At 64.3% G+C, this 14,805-nt stretch carries 18 protein-coding genes and 1 pseudogene; 7 read left to right on the top strand and 12 right to left on the bottom strand.

Going from position 1 to position 14,805, the window contains the following annotated elements:
• The first annotated feature begins 172 nt into the window (after window positions 1-172).
• Together ACYP5B_RS08970 and ACYP5B_RS08975 are read left to right on the top strand one after the other, a co-directional pair.
• On the top strand, window positions 173-1,066 hold the full coding sequence (locus ACYP5B_RS08970; RefSeq protein ID WP_459569345.1) for a pirin family protein: 894 nt from the start codon (window positions 173-175) through the stop codon (window positions 1,064-1,066).
• A 107-nt stretch (window positions 1,067-1,173) separates the two neighbouring features.
• Window positions 1,174-1,611, top strand: coding sequence for a DoxX family protein (locus tag ACYP5B_RS08975; RefSeq protein WP_459569346.1), 438 nt, complete (start codon window positions 1,174-1,176; stop codon window positions 1,609-1,611).
• 294 nt (window positions 1,612-1,905) lie between these two features.
• On the opposite strand, the pseudogene ACYP5B_RS08980 reads toward ACYP5B_RS08975, so the two are convergent.
• From ACYP5B_RS08980 to wrbA, 6 genes and pseudogenes are all read right to left on the bottom strand, one after another.
• Window positions 1,906-2,391 (bottom strand): annotated as a pseudogene (locus ACYP5B_RS08980) (DUF3841 domain-containing protein); the annotation flags it as partial.
• A 311-nt stretch (window positions 2,392-2,702) separates the two neighbouring features.
• Window positions 2,703-3,362 carry a hypothetical protein gene (locus ACYP5B_RS08985; RefSeq protein ID WP_459569347.1) on the bottom strand — a complete coding sequence of 220 codons (660 nt, stop codon included), beginning with the start codon at window positions 3,360-3,362 and terminating at the stop codon, window positions 2,703-2,705.
• A gap of 92 nt (window positions 3,363-3,454) precedes the next feature.
• Window positions 3,455-4,408, bottom strand: a complete 954-nt coding sequence (locus ACYP5B_RS08990; RefSeq protein WP_459569348.1) for a quinone oxidoreductase family protein — start codon at window positions 4,406-4,408, stop codon at window positions 3,455-3,457.
• A gap of 37 nt (window positions 4,409-4,445) precedes the next feature.
• Window positions 4,446-5,219 (bottom strand): SDR family NAD(P)-dependent oxidoreductase, encoded by a 774-nt coding sequence (locus tag ACYP5B_RS08995; protein WP_459569349.1) that lies wholly within the window; start codon window positions 5,217-5,219, stop codon window positions 4,446-4,448.
• Window positions 5,216-5,662 carry an ester cyclase gene (locus ACYP5B_RS09000; RefSeq protein ID WP_400096494.1) on the bottom strand — a complete coding sequence of 149 codons (447 nt, stop codon included), beginning with the start codon at window positions 5,660-5,662 and terminating at the stop codon, window positions 5,216-5,218. Before ACYP5B_RS09000 ends, ACYP5B_RS08995 begins: the two co-directional genes overlap by 4 nt.
• A gap of 50 nt (window positions 5,663-5,712) precedes the next feature.
• On the bottom strand, window positions 5,713-6,312 hold the full coding sequence (gene wrbA, locus ACYP5B_RS09005) for an NAD(P)H:quinone oxidoreductase (protein ID WP_459569351.1): 600 nt from the start codon (window positions 6,310-6,312) through the stop codon (window positions 5,713-5,715).
• Between the two features lie 302 nt (window positions 6,313-6,614).
• On the opposite strand from wrbA, the gene ACYP5B_RS09010 reads away from it, so the two are divergent.
• The 5 genes from ACYP5B_RS09010 (at window position 6,615) to ACYP5B_RS09030 (ending at window position 11,521) form a co-directional block, all read left to right on the top strand.
• Window positions 6,615-7,478 carry a hypothetical protein gene (locus tag ACYP5B_RS09010; RefSeq protein WP_459569352.1) on the top strand — a complete coding sequence of 288 codons (864 nt, stop codon included), beginning with the start codon at window positions 6,615-6,617 and terminating at the stop codon, window positions 7,476-7,478.
• A gap of 302 nt (window positions 7,479-7,780) precedes the next feature.
• Window positions 7,781-8,179 (top strand): cupin domain-containing protein, encoded by a 399-nt coding sequence (locus ACYP5B_RS09015; RefSeq protein WP_459569353.1) that lies wholly within the window; start codon window positions 7,781-7,783, stop codon window positions 8,177-8,179.
• Between the two features lie 123 nt (window positions 8,180-8,302).
• Window positions 8,303-9,280, top strand: coding sequence for a Bug family tripartite tricarboxylate transporter substrate binding protein (locus tag ACYP5B_RS09020; protein ID WP_459569354.1), 978 nt, complete (start codon window positions 8,303-8,305; stop codon window positions 9,278-9,280).
• Between the two features lie 86 nt (window positions 9,281-9,366).
• Window positions 9,367-10,341: a tripartite tricarboxylate transporter substrate binding protein gene (locus tag ACYP5B_RS09025; RefSeq protein ID WP_318230993.1), complete on the top strand. Its 975-nt coding sequence runs from the start codon at window positions 9,367-9,369 to the stop codon at window positions 10,339-10,341.
• Between the two features lie 7 nt (window positions 10,342-10,348).
• Window positions 10,349-11,521, top strand: coding sequence for an acyl-CoA dehydrogenase family protein (locus ACYP5B_RS09030; protein ID WP_400096499.1), 1,173 nt, complete (start codon window positions 10,349-10,351; stop codon window positions 11,519-11,521).
• A gap of 127 nt (window positions 11,522-11,648) precedes the next feature.
• Here the strand turns inward: ACYP5B_RS09030 and ACYP5B_RS09035 are convergent, their stop codons facing one another.
• From ACYP5B_RS09035 to ACYP5B_RS09060, 6 genes are all read right to left on the bottom strand, one after another.
• A complete protein-coding gene (locus ACYP5B_RS09035) occupies window positions 11,649-11,807 on the bottom strand; it encodes a DUF3309 family protein (protein WP_183034576.1) in 159 nt (52 codons plus the stop codon).
• A gap of 64 nt (window positions 11,808-11,871) precedes the next feature.
• A complete protein-coding gene (locus tag ACYP5B_RS09040) occupies window positions 11,872-12,054 on the bottom strand; it encodes a glycine zipper 2TM domain-containing protein (protein WP_318230995.1) in 183 nt (60 codons plus the stop codon).
• 239 nt (window positions 12,055-12,293) lie between these two features.
• Window positions 12,294-13,199 (bottom strand): NAD(P)-dependent oxidoreductase, encoded by a 906-nt coding sequence (locus ACYP5B_RS09045; RefSeq protein WP_400096535.1) that lies wholly within the window; start codon window positions 13,197-13,199, stop codon window positions 12,294-12,296.
• Between the two features lie 397 nt (window positions 13,200-13,596).
• Window positions 13,597-14,349 (bottom strand): head GIN domain-containing protein, encoded by a 753-nt coding sequence (locus ACYP5B_RS09050; protein WP_400096501.1) that lies wholly within the window; start codon window positions 14,347-14,349, stop codon window positions 13,597-13,599.
• Window positions 14,346-14,576, bottom strand: a complete 231-nt coding sequence (locus tag ACYP5B_RS09055) for a hypothetical protein (protein ID WP_459569357.1) — start codon at window positions 14,574-14,576, stop codon at window positions 14,346-14,348. The genes ACYP5B_RS09050 and ACYP5B_RS09055 overlap by 4 nt, the downstream gene beginning before the upstream one ends.
• A complete protein-coding gene (locus ACYP5B_RS09060) occupies window positions 14,573-14,776 on the bottom strand; it encodes a diguanylate cyclase (protein WP_400096502.1) in 204 nt (67 codons plus the stop codon). Before ACYP5B_RS09060 ends, ACYP5B_RS09055 begins: the two co-directional genes overlap by 4 nt.
• Window positions 14,777-14,805: the final 29 nt, after the last annotated feature.

Below are 14,805 nucleotides of genomic sequence, written 5' to 3' on the forward strand. Positions count from 1 at the left end.
TTGATCAACGCTTCCTTTTCAACGCTTTGTCCAGGGAAAACACAAGTTACCTTCAATCAGGAGACATTGCAACTTTGAGCAATTCCAGATCGTTCCAGCGCTTTAAGAGGACGCCTTCGGCGTCCGCGCTATCCATCCCCGCCCTAAAGGGCGAGGTTTCCCGAGCAAACTGATGAAATTCGCAACGCAGGCCGGGCGCGCAGCAGAAGAGCGCCAGACCCGGCATCCCATGGCGCAGCCGCAAGCGGCAGCCACCCGTCCCATCGTGCTGCGTACCAAAGGGCGCCGGCATGGCCCCGTCACGCGGATCGTCAGCCCGGGAGACGTGGGGCAGCTGATCAAGCCCTTTGTCTTTCTCGACTACTTCGACTTCGCGCCTTCCGGCGACGCGCTGTTCCCCATGCACCCGCATTCGGGCATTGCCACGCTCACCGTGCTGATCGAGGGCGAACTGAACTATGAGGACACGACCGGTGCGGCCGGTGTGCTGCCTTCAGGCAGCGTGGAGTGGATGCGAGCTGGAAATGGCATCTGGCACGGCGCCAGTCCCGCCAAGGGAGAGAGGTTCCAAGGCTATCAGCTTTGGGTCGCCTTGCCGCGCAGTCTCGAGAACGGGCTGCCGCATAGCCAGTACCTCCCCGCTTCGTCGATCCCGCGCACGGGTCCGGCACGCGTGATTCTCGGCACCCAGTCCGGCAGGAACAGCCCGGTTGCCGCGCCTTCCGGCGTGGCGCTGCAGCACGTGCGCCTGGCCGCCGGCGAGCGCTGGCGCTACCAGCCGCCGGAAGGCCACACCGTGGCCTGGGCACATGCCAACCGCGGCACGCTGGCTGTCGACGACGAGTTCCTGCACAACGAACTCGTTGTCTTCGCCCAATCGGAAGACCCGCTCGAATTCGCAGCCCAGTCAGATGCGGATTTCATCGTCGCATCGGCAGTCCCGCATCCGCACGACCTGTCGCTTGGCTACTACTCCGTCCATACGTCCGACGAGGCGCTCCGCAAGGGCGAAGCCGAGATCGCCAGGATCGGCATGCAACTGCGCGCCGAGGGTCGCCTGCGGTAACCCGAAGCAGCCGCAGGACACGCACTTTCCGCTTAATTACCCATTACCCATTACCCACGACTTACTACTCACTTCTTACCCATCACCTCACATTTCTAAAACAAAGGATGCAAGCCATGAATTCGACCAACGCAAACGCGCACCCGGCCCTTCCCCTGATCGGCCGCACTCTCATCGCCGCCATTTTCCTCGTCAGCGGCTTTGGCAAATTGATGGCGCCTGCCGCTACCATCGGCTATATCGGCTCGCTCGGCCTGCCTGCGCCGGCGCTGGGCTATTTCGGTGCGCTGGTGCTCGAACTAGCCGGCAGCGTGCTGCTGATCGCCGGCTACCGCACGCGACTGATGGCCGCGCTGCTTGCGGTCTACGCCGTGGTGACGGCGCTGATCTTCCACCATGCGCTGGGCGATCAGAACCAGATGTTCCACTTCCTGAAAAACCTGGCCATGGCCGGCGGCCTGGTGCAGGTGATGCACTATGGCGCCGGCGCGTTCAGCCTCGACGGCCGCCGCACGCCAGCGATGCGGGCTGTGGCGGCGCAATAACGGCGAGGTCTCGCAACCCGGGATAGTCGGGGTACCACTTCGCTGCCCGGATTCCAGTTTTTCCACGTTCGTGACGCCGCATCGGTAGGTGGAAAATCTTGACGCATAGATTCTTGAATCGCCGTGGATCAAAAGGCGGCGCGGGGCGGCGGCAATTTCCTTGTCTTCCCAATCCTGCCGAAGCCCACGACATCCACGACATCCCCTGGGTGTAGCTCCCAGAATGTCGCCTGGATTGAAAATGGTGGGGTCGGTCATCCCCTCAAGCATCGATGGTGCACCGTCCTTATTGAAGATGCCACGCCAGGACGCTATGAGTTCTGAGTGAAGTGCCGGATGAGGTAGAGGCTTATGCTTGTATGCCGAAAGCCTCACCGCCGAGCATTTGGCTTCGAAAACCTCCGCCTGTGCAGCCGTTCCAAGAAACCAGTAGTTCAGGGGATGATGCCATGCGTCATAGTCCGAGAGAACAACTCGCTCATCGCCAATATCAAGCGTCAGGAGCACGGCATCGCCGTCGATCGCATTGTCTCTGACGCGCCGATAGCGCAAATCCGGACGCGCCTTTTTCTTACCTTCCCACAAATACCAAGCCCACACTGGATATGTGACCCCTCTCGGGCGGCGTCCACATCGTTGCTCCATCTCGCCAACGAGCCAGTCATACGCCGACTGAAAGTCGAGATCTGCCTCCGGATGAACAAACGGCTCCGATCGGAACGACTGCCCGCGAAGAAGAGCATGGTAGACGTTTGCTGGTTGTATTGTATAAAGGCGCAATTCATTTCCTGGCGGGCATCAATCCGGTGGTGCGCGGCACTTATGATCGTTTAACTATAAGGCGGCTATCCGAATAACGCGACGTTGATGTTCCGAATCGGATCGCGAGTACGCAGCAATGGTGGAGGGAGGACACCGCGACCTGAGCGGTGACTGTTCGCTGTTGAAAAGCCGACATCCAGCGCCGATGGTCAAAAGCAAATGACCGGCAATGGCGTGCGCGCCTGCAACAACGACCTCGGCCGAGAACAGTCGCGTTCAAATCGCTGACGCACCATGCAGCGTGCCTGTCGGCCGTTCCTCCGCCCAGCCTACTCAAGCGTCGCACGCGCCAGGAATGGTGCCAACTGTGCTCGGGCCATCTCCGGCGTCACGACTTCTGCCGGCGCCAGTTTTTCGTAGCTGTAGCTCTCCAGGTCATCGTAGATCCGCTCCGCGATCAGCCTGGGCCTGGCCTCGCTGGTATAGGTAAAGATCTGGAACAGGTGATGTGTCATGAGGTAGTGCGCTGCGGGATCCGCGTCGATATCATGCCCCGTGAGCGTCGCACCTGGAACGACGTGCGTCCAGACGGCCTCGGTGGTGACGCCATAGTCTTCGACGCCCATGTTCATGGTCCGCGCACCCATTACGTTGGTCCGGGTTTCGAACGCTTCGCGGTAGAAGCCTTCGACGGCGGCCTTGCCCGTGAGCACCTTCATTTCCCGCCGGTCTCCCACGCGGTACATGGGCTCTTCCACGGTGAGTTCGGGCACGATGATCTGGTTCCAGTAGCCGGATACTTCCAGCAGGAGGTGGCGCAGGTAGTTCTTGAGGATTGCCCTGTGCAGAGGATTCTCTGTGTTATGCAGGAACCTCTCCACCTGCCTGGGCCATTCCGTGACGTCGAACCTCGGCGAGACATTCATCAGGGTCAGGGCGTCTGCCGTGCGCAGGTCGGTGCGCCCATTGATCAGTGTGGTGTGTTGCATCGTTGGGTTTCCAGGTAGCTTAGAGGCGGGGGCGGGCAGGCGCCGGTGCCGACCGTCGCGGCACGAGGCAGGGTGCTTGCGCCGCGGGCGCCTCAGGGAATGAGAATTGCCGTGCCACAGCGGCGTCGTTCGGCGATGTCTTCATGCGCGCGCGACGCGTCGGCGAGCGGGTAGCGCACAACCTCGGTCTCGCCGAAGACACCAGCACGCAGCGCTTCGAACACCGCGGCGACGGCTTCGTCGCGCGCCTGGCCTTGCAGGTGTTGGGCCATCGGTCCTCCGGCGACACGCACTTGCCGAGCCGCGAGGGCGGCATTGTCGATTTCGGGCGCGCCCGAGGCGGCGCCGATGTTCACGATCGTCCCGCCATCCCGCACCGCGGCCACGGAAGCCGCGAAGGTGGCCCGGCCCACGAACTCATAGACGACGTCGACGCCATCAGGCGCGATGTCGCGGATCTGCGCACCAAGATCCGGATCGTCCGAGGCCAGTGCATGATCGACATCCGCGCGCAGCGTGTCTTGCTTGGCAACGCTGCCGGTGCCGATCACCGTAGCGCCGAGCGCGCGTGCCCAGCGCGAGAGGAGCCGGCCGACCGCGCTGGTCGCGCCCTGGACGAGTATGGTTTCGCCACGCTTGATCTGATGGAACCCGTGAAGGCCGGACCATGCCGTCAGGCCTTTGGTCAGGACTGCCGCTGCCTGCTCGGCCGACACATCCTGTGGCAGCTTGACGAGGGCTTGGGCGTCAATGGTCCGCTCTTGTGCGTAGCTTCCCGGAGACAGGAAGTAGGCGACGCGATCGCCCACGGCGAGCCCGTGTACGCCTTCGCCCAGGGCTTCGACGACCCCGGCGCCTTCGACGCCTGGGATGGAAGGCAACGACACCGGGTAGATGCCCTTGCGGAAGATAGTGTCGATGAAGTTGACGCCAATGGCCTCGTGGCGCAGGCGAACCTCGCCAAGGCCGGGTTGCGCAAGGGTTTGCTGTTCCACCTCAAGGACCTCGGGGCCGCCGTGGACGTGGAATCGGATGACGGTGCTCATGTCTTGTACTCCTGTAAATGGGCTGTAGTGCTTGTCTTCAGATCACGGCCAGCAGTCCGCCGTCGACGAGCAAGGCGGTGCCGGTCACAAAACTGGAAAGATCGGAGCCCAGCCACGCAACCGCGTCACCGATCTCCGAGGGCTTCCCGAACCGGCGCAACGGAGTGCGCAGGCGAAAGCCCTCTGCCGCTTGGGCGATACCGGGGCTTGTGCGCAGCAGGTGCGTATCGATGGTCCCTGGGGCAACGGCGTTGACGCGAATGCTGTCCGGCCCCAGGGCATCGGCCAGGGACTTGGCCATCAGCACGACCCCGCCCTTGCTGGTGGAGTAGCCCACCGTAATGCCTGCGCCGGCGATCCCGCCCATGCTGGCCATGAGCACGATGCTTCCCGCCTTGCCGTTGGCCTTCATCTGCCGGGCGGCGGCCTGCGCGCTGAAGAGCGTACCGTCCAGGTTCACCCGCATCAGGCGATGGAAGTCCTCTTCGGTGACGTCGAATCCGTCGGCTTTTGCCGTGATCCCGGCGTTTGCCACCATTACGTCGATGCCGCCAAACGCCTCTGCCGCGTTGACCAGCTCATCGACGTCGGCGCGCTGGCTGACGTCAGCCCGATGGAACCGTGCGGGCACACCGATATCCGCGATCTCGTCGAGGGTGGAGCGCCCGCCCTCGCGCGGCTCGGCATTCAGATCCGAGACGATGATCGCCTTGGCGCCATGGCGGGCAGCCTGGACGGCAACCGCCTTGCCGATGCCACTGGCCGCACCGGTCACAACCACGACCTTGCCAGTGAGGATGTTGGTGTTCATGTGGGCTCTCCCGATCCGATGGGCCATGCTCCGAGCTGTTGAAGCACCGAGAACAGATTGGCGACACCCCAGTGCTCGGTGATCTTGCCGTCTTGCACGCGCATGGCGTCGACCGTCTCGAACTGCACCGCGCGGTTCGTCGGCGCGACACCCAAGAAGTCGCCCTTGTGCGTGCCGTGGTAGGTCTTGTAGGTGGTGACCACATCGCCGTGCGCGCGCTGCCAGTGGATTTCGGCGTGGAAGTCGGGGAATGCCTCGCGCAACTTGCGATACAGGCCCAACGCGCCGGCCTTGTCCGGGGTGCAGTTCGGTTGCGGAGTGTGGTCCAGGAAGTCGTCCGAGAACAGCGCGTCGAACAGGGCCCAGTCACCGCCGCCCTGGACTTCCGCGGTATTGCGACGCACGACGGCCTTGGCGATCTCGCCGATGTCTTGTTGTTGCATGATTTGCTCCGTTTGTAGGGGTAGCTCTTGCTGCGAGAGGTTTGCCGTGTTCAGGCGCGAAGCTTGGCCGCCGTCTTCGCGACCAGTTTCCCCTGGTGGCGGGCGCCCGCGAGGTCGATCTCGCTCGGCTGGCGCGAGCCGTCGCCACCGGCAACGGTGGTCGCGCCATACGGGGCACCGCCGACAATCTCCGTCATGCTCATCTGGCCCTGATGGCTATATGGCAGGCCCACGATCGTCATGCCGAAGTGAAGCAGGTTGGCGATGATGGCGAAAAGGGTGGTTTCCTGGCCGCCGTGCTGTGTCGCACTCGACGAGAACGCCGCGCCGACTTTGCCGTTGAGCGCGCCGCGTGCCCAGAGGCCGCCGGCCTGGTCAAGAAACGCTGCCATCTGCGAGGACATGCGGCCGAAGCGCGTACCGGTGCCGACGACGATCGCATCGTAGTGCTCGAGTTCGGCAACCGTGGCGATCGGAGCGGATTGATCAAGCTTGAAGTGAGCGCTCCTGGCAATGCCTTCCGGCACGGTCTCGGGCACGCGCTTGACGTCGACAAGAGCGCCCGCTGCGCGCGCGCCTTCGGCAATGGCATCGGCCATTTTTTCGATGTGACCGTACGACGAGTAATACAGAACAAGAACCTTGGCCATCTGAACTCTCCTGGTGGCGCGGCTCCGCGAGCCGTGTGAGTTGAATCGTAGCGGCCGCCTATCCATCTAGGTAGCCTATTTATTTCGATGAGAAGCATCTAGAAAGTAGATGGATTGACGCCCTCAAAGCGACGTGCGGCCGGTGGTGACCGCGGTACGTCCTGAGCGCCGGTGTATGCTCGTGACCAGGTCGGGCTGCCAGATGCAGCATGGGGAGCGGGCCAGCTGGAACGCCGCCCTAACTGCTCGGGGCGTCAAGCCCCATCCATCCCATCCAATGGCTTCGGTTTCTTCGCGACACCATGAGACTCGTGCTTGATTTCGGACAGGCGGGCGGGGTTGCCCATTGGCAGCCATGGCAGGTGCGGCGGCCCAAGCTTTCCCGGGCCGTGTTCCTTGCTGCCGGCATGCTTGCCGCTGCCCTGCTGGGCGTGACAAGTGGGCACGCAAGCGCTGGCCAGATATGCGATGCGCCCTACATCCATGACGGCGGGAAAATCCGCTTCGAGGCGGACGGAATGACGCCGATGACGACGCTCGCATTCCTCAGCAACGTCAATGACCTGGAGCGGGATACTTGCGCGCTTGACCTGGATATTTACTCGAAGTCGGCGTTGCGCCGGTTGATGGGGCCGCCTGTGGAGACGGTACAGCATCATCGCATCGTGATCGACGAGCGGTCCGGGCAGCCCCTTGTCAGCAGCGTGAACGCGCGCGTTCACGCTTACGGCCGTTATAGCGAAATGATCGGGGAAATGAGTACGAATTCGAATGGATTGCTGCTTTATCCGCCGGCGCTGGTCGAAGGGCAGGTGCTTCCTCCAGAGACCTTCGTATCCCGCTACTACTTTCGTATCGTCGATCGTGGTACTGGCTCCACCATCTCCGAAATGGTCGCTTCCAATGTCCGCCTGACCTTGTCCGATCGCACGGTTGGCGCTCTGCAGCGCCTGACGCTCGCGTCCGGCACGCTTCTTTGCTGGCCGATCCGCTATACCAAGTTCGTGGATACGGGCAGCTTCCGGCTGGGCGACATCGTGGTCGAACTGGAGCCGACGCTGCTCGATATGACGGACTGGTATTGCCCGGCTCGGCGCTTCGTCATGCGGCAGGAAGTCCGCTACCAGAATCGGCTGCAAATCGTCGGTGTGGCGGAGATTGAATAGCTGGCCATGGCCCGAGGGCGCAGCTTGGAAGGGCTGGCCACCAACCGCCGCAGCGGCCAGGCGGTGGGAGTCGCCCCGTTCCCGCGTCTATCCTCCCGTCAGGGAAATTGACTAACCGATCGGCCGGTCGGCCAATGGATCAGGTTCGCCGCAAGCCTGCGCAGGGGTCGCGGCGCTCCCGGGATGGCTGAAACAGTTGACTAGTTTTTTCATCAGCATAAAATAGCTTTCACAAACATGAAAAACAGATTGGCTTGACGGCACCCCACAAGGGGTGCGGCCTGGCCGGCATGGAGACTGCAATGACCCCCCCGTCGTCCTCACCGACTTACTTCGTCCGTGCCGAGGAAGTGCCCGGCTACCATCCGGCCAACCATGTCGGCACGCTGAACCGCCGCATCATCGGACGCGAGAATGTCGGCGCCACCCAGCTTGAAGTCATCCACGGCACCATCGAGCGCGGCAAGGGCGCCTTGCCGCACGCGCATCCCGGCATCGAGCAAGTCTGCTATGTGCTGGAGGGTCGGGCGCGCGCCGAGGTGAACGGGCAGTCGCGCGAGCTTGGCCCCGGCGATTGCTGCTTCTTCCCGGCCGAGGCCATGCATGTGTTCACGGTGATCAGCGACGAGCCCGTGAAGCTGCTGGTGATCTACGCCCCGCCTTACGAGGAATCCCCGGAGCGCGTGATCCGTCCCGCCTGAGGACAGCTGCCGACCGCTGCCGACCGCTGCCGACCGCTGCCGACCGCTGCGCATTGCCGCCATTCCGCCCGGGTGCGTGCACCCGCTGCGACGTTTGTTGTTCAAGCCTGGTAGGAGAACCCGATGACTCTGTCTTCCCGACGCCGTTTGCTGGTGTGCGCCGCTATCTGGAGTGCCATGCCCGCATTGGCGTGGAGCAGCGCCTATCCCACCAAGCCGATCCGCATGGTGGTGCCTTACGCGCCGGGCGGCGCCACCGACGTAGTGGCGCGGCTGCTGTCGCAGAAGCTGGCGGAGGCCTTGAAGCAGCCGGTGGTAGTGGAGAACCGTCCCGGCGCCAACGGCATCATCGGTACCGATGTGGTTGCGCGTGCCGCGCCCGATGGCTATACGTTGCTGCTCAACACCGCCGGCGCGCAGACGCTCAGCCCCGTGCTGTACAAGGCCGGCTACGAGCCGCTGAAGAGCTTTGCGCCCATCAGCCTGATCAGCAGCATCGGTTTTGTGATGGTGGTCCACCCGTCGGTGCCGGCCAAGACCGTGCAGGAGTTTGTCGGGCTGGCTCGCGCCAAGAGCCGGCCGCTGAGCTTGTCGGCTGGCAGCAGCATGATCGAGCTGATCGGGGAGACGTTCAAATCCACTGCCGGCACGCCGGACGTGGTTAGCGTGTCGTACCGGGGCACCGGTCCGCAGATGCAGGCCGTGGTGGCGGGCGAGGTCGACATGACCATCGACCCGTTCAACTCGATGGCGATGATCCGGGCCGGCAGGCTGCGCCCGCTGGCCGTGCTGTCGCCCAAGCGCTCGCCGGCGCTGCCCGATGTGCCGACCATGCAGGAGGCCGGTATCCAGGGCATGAACTTCAATTCCTGGGCCGGCCTGCTGGCGCCGGCAGGCACGCCGAAGGAAATCGTCACCCGGCTGAACCAGGAAATCGTGCGGATCGTCGCGATGCCGGATATCAAGGAGCGCCTTGCCGCCATCGACTACGAGGCCGTCGGCAGCACGCCCGAGCAGTTCGCCACCATCATCGCCGATGACGCCGCGCGCTGGGCCAAGCTGGTAAAGGACACGAACTACAAAGAGAAGACCGCGCCATGAAGTGGCGTGGCGCCCCGTGGGCATCGCAGCGACAAAGCTAATCCACGACAACGAGATAGCTAGCCAAAAAAACAGGAGACAACACTATGCCAAGCCTCACCACGCTGCTGCGCGCCGCGCTGCCATTGCTGAGCCTCGCCGCAGCGCCGTTCGCGGCGGCGGCAGACGCGTATCCCAGCAAACCGATCCGCATGGTGGTGCCGTTCGCCGCCGGCAGCGGCACCGACGCGGTGGCCCGCATCACCGCCAAGGAGCTCGGTGATGCGCTCAAGGCCAATGTGGTGGTGGACAACCGCCCCGGGGCAAACGGCGCGATTGCCGCCGAGATCGTCGCGCAGGCCGCGCCGGACGGCTACACGCTGTTCATGACCACCAACACGACCCATTCGGCCAACCCTTCGCTGATGAAGAAGCTGCCGTACGACCCGATCCGCGACTTCACGCCGGTGGCGCGCATGGGCAACCTGCCGTTCATGCTGGTGGTCAATCCCAAGCTACCGGTCAAGACCGTGGCGGAGCTGATTGCCTACGCGCGCACGCATCCGGGCATGTCTTACGCCAGCGGCAACAGCACCGGCATCGTGTCGGGCGCCACGCTCGGGCGCATGGCCGGGCTGGACCTGTTGCATGTGCCGTACAAGAGCACGCCGCCGGCCATGACCGACGTGATTGCAGGGCAGGTGCCGATGATGTTCGTCGACGTGGCGGCCGGCATTGCCAACGTGAAGGCGGGCAAGCTGCGCGCGCTGGCGGTGACCACCGCGCAGCGCAGCCGGCTGCTGCCGGAGCTGCCGCCGCTGGCTGACACGCCTGAGCTGAAGGGCTTCGACATTACTTCCTGGAATGGCGTGTTCGCGCCGGCGAAGGCGCCCGCGGAGGTGGTCGAGCGGCTCAACCGCGAGCTGTCGCGCATCGCCGCGAGCAAGGAAGTGGCACCGCGCTTCGAGGCGCTGGGCTTTGAGGCATTCGGGCAATCGCCCAAGCAGTTCTCCGGCTTTGTGGCCGGCGAGCTGGTCAAGTGGACCAAGCTGGTCAAGGACGCTGGCATCCAGCCGGAGTGAGGCAGGCATGAACTTTGAAAGAACCCCCGAGCAGCGCGCCATCGTCGAAGCGGTGACGCAGCTATGCAGCGATTTTGGCGCCGACTACTGGTCGGGGCTGGACGACGAAGGCAAATTTCCTCACGCGTTTCACCAGGCCATGGCGCAGGCGGGCTGGCTCGGCATCGCGATGCCGGAAGCGTATGGCGGCGCCGGGCTGGGCATTACCGAGGCGGCGCTGATCATGCAGACGGTGTCGGCGTCCGGCGCGGGGTTTTCCGGCGCGTCGGCCATCCATATGAATGTGTTCGGACTCAACCCGGTGGTGGTGTTCGGCAACGACCGCCAGAAGGAGGCGGCGCTGCCGCCGCTGATCGCCGGGACCGAGAAAGCCTGCTTCGCCGTGACCGAGCCCGACGCCGGCCTGGACACCACCCATCTCAAGACCCAGGCCGTGCTGTCGGCGGATGGCGGCAGCTATCGCGTGGACGGCCGCAAGATCTGGATCTCCACCGCGCAGGTCGCCGACCGCATGCTGTTGCTGGCCCGCACCACGCCGCTGGACAAGGTGGCCAAGCCGACGCAGGGGCTGAGCCTGTTCTACACGGCGCTGGACCGCAAGCACATCGAGGTGCGCGAGATCCACAAGATGGGGCGCGCCGCGGTGGACTCCAACATGCTCTTTATCGACGGGCTGACGGTGCCGGTGGCGGACCGCATCGGGGAGGAAGGGCGCGGCTTCGAGTACATCCTGCATGGCCTCAATCCCGAGCGCATCCTGATTGCCGCCGAAGCCGTCGGCCTTGGCCGCGTCGCGCTGGAGGCGGCAACACGGTATGCCAAGGAGCGCACCGTGTTCGGGCGCCCGATCGGCCAGAACCAGGGCATCCAGCATCCGCTGGCGCAAGCGTGGATGGCGCTGGAAGCCGCTGACATGATGGTGTGGAAGGCGGCCTGGCTGTACGACAACGGCAAGCCTTGCGGGGCCGAGGCCAATACCGCCAAGTACCTCGCGGCGGAGGCCGCGCACCAGGCCTGCCAGACCGCGGTCCTGACGTTGGGCGGCATGGGCTATGCGCGCGAATACCAGGTGGAGCGTTACCTGCGGGAGTCCTATATCCCGCGGATTGCTCCGGTCAGCGCGCAGCTCATCATGTGCCATATCGCTGAGCGCGTGCTGGGTTTGCCGAAGTCGTATTGATCTCGCTCTTGATGCATTGCCTGCTAATCCGTCCGGCGGCATTGCCATTCTTTCAGCGATGAAAACAATAAAAAAATGCGCCGCATTTTCCATGCGGCGCATTTTCATTTCAGGAAGTCAGCCTGCGCTACAGCCGGCCCATGACCACCAGGATCACGACGATCAGCACGACCAGGCCGAGGCCGCCGCTGGGGTAGTAGCCCCATCCCGTGCTGTACGGCCACGTTGGCAGTGCGCCGATCAGCAGCAGGATAAGAAGGATAAGCAGGATCGTACCGATGGCCATGATTGGCTCCTTGATGGGGGATCAGCGTGGGATTCGCGCTATCTCGTGATCTCGTTGTGTCTCTTTACTTGCCCAGTTCGTGGCCGATGACGCCGCCAACCACCGCGCCGCCAATCGTGCCGGCGGTGCTGCCGTGCGACAGTTCATGGCCAGCCACGCCGCCAGCCACTGCGCCGGTAGCCGTGCAACCGTTCAATCCGATCAGTAGTGCGGCGCCCGCGATGAGCGCGCTTGCCAGTCTCAACATGTTGGTCTCCTACGTGCTTGATGCCGCGTACGGCACTGAAGGCGCTAACGGGCGCGCCTGCCATGCCTACAAGATAGCCGGGTGCGCAGACCGGCCCAGCGGGACGGCCTCTGATATGGATGTAGGAATTGGATGACGCCGCGAGCGCGGCGCCAGGAAGGAAGCTGGAGGGTGGGGGTGACGAACAGCCGGCGAAGCGGGCAGCACACGTGCCCGGCAGCCGTTCGGTCAGCGCAGGATCAACGCAGGCGCTTGATCAGCGAGGAGGTGTCGGCACGGCCGCAGCCGTCTTGCTGCAGGTCCGCGTAGAACTGGTCCACCACGGCGGTGACCGGCAGGCTGGCGCCGTTGCGGCGCGCCTCGTCCAGGCACAGGCCCAGATCCTTGCGCATCCAGTCCACCGCGAAGCCGAAATCGAACTTGTCTTCGATCATGGTGGGGCCGCGGTGTTCCAGCTGCCAGGAGCCGGCAGCGCCCTTGCTGATCACGTCCAGCACCACCTTCATGTCCAGGCCGGCGCGCTCGCCAAAGGCGATGGCTTCGGACAGGCCCTGCAGCAGGCCAGCGATGCAGATCTGGTTAACCATCTTGGCCAGCTGGCCCGCACCGCAGCCGCCAATGCGGGTGACGGCGCGCCCATAGGCGCCCAGGACTGCTTCGACCCGGCTGAACACGGCCTCGTCGGCACCGCACATGATGGTCAGGATGCCCTTTTGCGCGCCGACTTCGCCGCCCGAGACGGGCGCGTCGACAAAGTGCAGACCCCGTTCGCTAGCCGCGGCATACAACTCGCGCGCCACATTGGCGCTGGCCGTGGTGTGGTCCACGAACACGCAGCCTTCCGGCGCGTTGCTGTAGGCGCCGTCCTTGCCAGCGAGCACCGAGCGCAGGTCATCGTCGTTGCCCACGCAGGAGCAGACCACTTCGGCGCCTTGCGCTGCCAGCGCCGGCGTGGCAGCCGACTTGCCGCCGAACGCCGCGACCCACTGCTCGGCCTTGCTAGCCGTGCGGTTGTAGACGGTGACCTGATGGCCGTTGGCGGCGAGGTGGCCCGCCATGTGATAGCCCATGACACCCAGGCCGATAAATGCAACGCGCATGACTTGAAAACTCCGAAGCCCGAGTTTGGCGGCGGGCGAGTGTATGGTCAGGTGGGCAACCCACCGAAGCCGGGAATGCTGCCATTCTTGCACTGCAACGTCAACAAGCGCTGGCGTGGGAAATTGTTGTGCGTACTCGCGTGTCGGGCGCAGCGAGCCGGCCAACAAGCCTCAGCGCATGCTGCGGTTACTGACTACCAAGCGATGGCCGCGCTAGCTGCCGATAGGCAGCGGGCTTCATGGCGCTGAAGGCACGCCGATCGAACCGGTTGACGGTAGCCGACGTGGCCGCGGCGCTAATGCAAGCGGCGCCGCTGCGTCTTCCAGAAGGCGTTGCACCTTGCGCGCGATCTCCACCTTGGCCAGCCGGGCGCAGCATGGCGTTGCCATCACTCAGCAGGCGGTGGACGGGCTGGCTGCCTGGTAGGCCCGGCGGGGCAGGCTATTCGAAAGACACCTGGCCCGAACCGGTACGGCTGACGGCGCGCTGGTGCGGCTTGCCGGCAACGACGATGTCGCCCGATCCCGTCAGTGCCACGCTGGCCGCATCCGACGCATAGCCGAGGATGCGGCCCGAGCCGCTGAGCTGCGCGTCCAGCCTTTGTGCGCGCAAGGCGCTGGCATCCACCTCGCCGGAGCCGGAGATGGCGGCGCGCAAGCTGCCCACCGTGCCCTCGGCAACGATCGAGCCGGAACCGGACAGGCGCAGGTCGATGGATGCCTCGTGCAGGCCGGACGCCCGCAGGGTGCCGGCGCCGGGAATACTGACCGCCTGCAGCGATGGCCCGGTAATGGCTACCCTGAGCGGCGCCGCGAGCACGACCGGCGCGCTCAGGCCGATGGTCAGTTTGCCGTCGGCCAGGGTGGTGAGCACCAGCGGCAGGACGTCCGCGGGGCCGGTGATGGAAACGGAGTGCGTGCGCGAAGCCGAGAACAGCGCATCGACCGGGGCATTGAGCTGCACGCTGGAGAACGCGCCGACCAGGCGCTGCTCGGTCTTCTCGGGGCCACCTCCCTTGGTAGCGTCATGGGAAGTCACCACCTGGCCATTGACGATGACGACACTGCTGCCGGATGCGCCCGATGCGGAAATGCCGCTCTGGTTGATGACAACGGTACTTTGCTGGGCCAGCGCCGCGCTGGCAAGGCAGCCGGATGCCACCCAGGTGGCGCGTAGCAGGTTGATGCGGGTCATGTCGATCCTTCAGGCTGGCTGGCTTCCCGGTGAAACGTGTACTTGTCCTTGCCGGTCCTCTTTGAATCATAGAGCGCTTCATCGGCTTTGATGAGCGCCTTGGTGAGCGTGTCGCCGCAGACCAGGTGGGTGACGCCAATGCTGATGGTCACGGTGTGCGCCGATGGCACGTCCCGGATGCTGCCGCATAGCAGGTCGATGCGGATTTCCGTCTCGGCGCGCGTCATCCCCTTGAGATAAATGCCGAATTCTTCTGCGCCCAGGCGCGCGTACTGGCAATCCCCATCACCAGCTTGATCCCAGCGGCCACGTGCTTGAGCACTTCGTCGCCGATGTCGTGGCCATAGCGGTCATTGACCTTCTTGAAGTCGTCGATGTCCTGCACCGGCTTGTTCAGCAACGCGGACTCAACGGTGCGAAACACCATTCGACTCGCCTCTGGAGGATCAGATGGTC

It is taken from the genome of Cupriavidus sp. 8B, from assembly GCF_054589115.1.

Coding starts and splice junctions, on each gene's coding strand:
- ACYP5B_RS08970 (WP_459569345.1), top strand. CDS start 173: ATGAAATTCGCAACGCAGGCCGGGCGCGCAGCAGAAGAGCGCCAGACC.
- ACYP5B_RS08975 (WP_459569346.1), top strand. CDS start 1,174: ATGCAAGCCATGAATTCGACCAACGCAAACGCGCACCCGGCCCTTCCC.
- ACYP5B_RS08985 (WP_459569347.1), bottom strand. CDS start 3,362: ATGCAACACACCACACTGATCAATGGGCGCACCGACCTGCGCACGGCA.
- ACYP5B_RS08990 (WP_459569348.1), bottom strand. CDS start 4,408: ATGAGCACCGTCATCCGATTCCACGTCCACGGCGGCCCCGAGGTCCTT.
- ACYP5B_RS08995 (WP_459569349.1), bottom strand. CDS start 5,219: ATGAACACCAACATCCTCACTGGCAAGGTCGTGGTTGTGACCGGTGCG.
- ACYP5B_RS09000 (WP_400096494.1), bottom strand. CDS start 5,662: ATGCAACAACAAGACATCGGCGAGATCGCCAAGGCCGTCGTGCGTCGC.
- wrbA (WP_459569351.1), bottom strand. CDS start 6,312: ATGGCCAAGGTTCTTGTTCTGTATTACTCGTCGTACGGTCACATCGAA.
- ACYP5B_RS09010 (WP_459569352.1), top strand. CDS start 6,615: ATGAGACTCGTGCTTGATTTCGGACAGGCGGGCGGGGTTGCCCATTGG.
- ACYP5B_RS09015 (WP_459569353.1), top strand. CDS start 7,781: ATGACCCCCCCGTCGTCCTCACCGACTTACTTCGTCCGTGCCGAGGAA.
- ACYP5B_RS09020 (WP_459569354.1), top strand. CDS start 8,303: ATGACTCTGTCTTCCCGACGCCGTTTGCTGGTGTGCGCCGCTATCTGG.
- ACYP5B_RS09025 (WP_318230993.1), top strand. CDS start 9,367: ATGCCAAGCCTCACCACGCTGCTGCGCGCCGCGCTGCCATTGCTGAGC.
- ACYP5B_RS09030 (WP_400096499.1), top strand. CDS start 10,349: ATGAACTTTGAAAGAACCCCCGAGCAGCGCGCCATCGTCGAAGCGGTG.
- ACYP5B_RS09035 (WP_183034576.1), bottom strand. CDS start 11,807: ATGGCCATCGGTACGATCCTGCTTATCCTTCTTATCCTGCTGCTGATC.
- ACYP5B_RS09040 (WP_318230995.1), bottom strand. CDS start 12,054: ATGTTGAGACTGGCAAGCGCGCTCATCGCGGGCGCCGCACTACTGATC.
- ACYP5B_RS09050 (WP_400096501.1), bottom strand. CDS start 14,349: ATGACCCGCATCAACCTGCTACGCGCCACCTGGGTGGCATCCGGCTGC.
- ACYP5B_RS09055 (WP_459569357.1), bottom strand. CDS start 14,576: ATGACGCGCGCCGAGACGGAAATCCGCATCGACCTGCTATGCGGCAGC.
- ACYP5B_RS09060 (WP_400096502.1), bottom strand. CDS start 14,776: ATGGTGTTTCGCACCGTTGAGTCCGCGTTGCTGAACAAGCCGGTGCAG.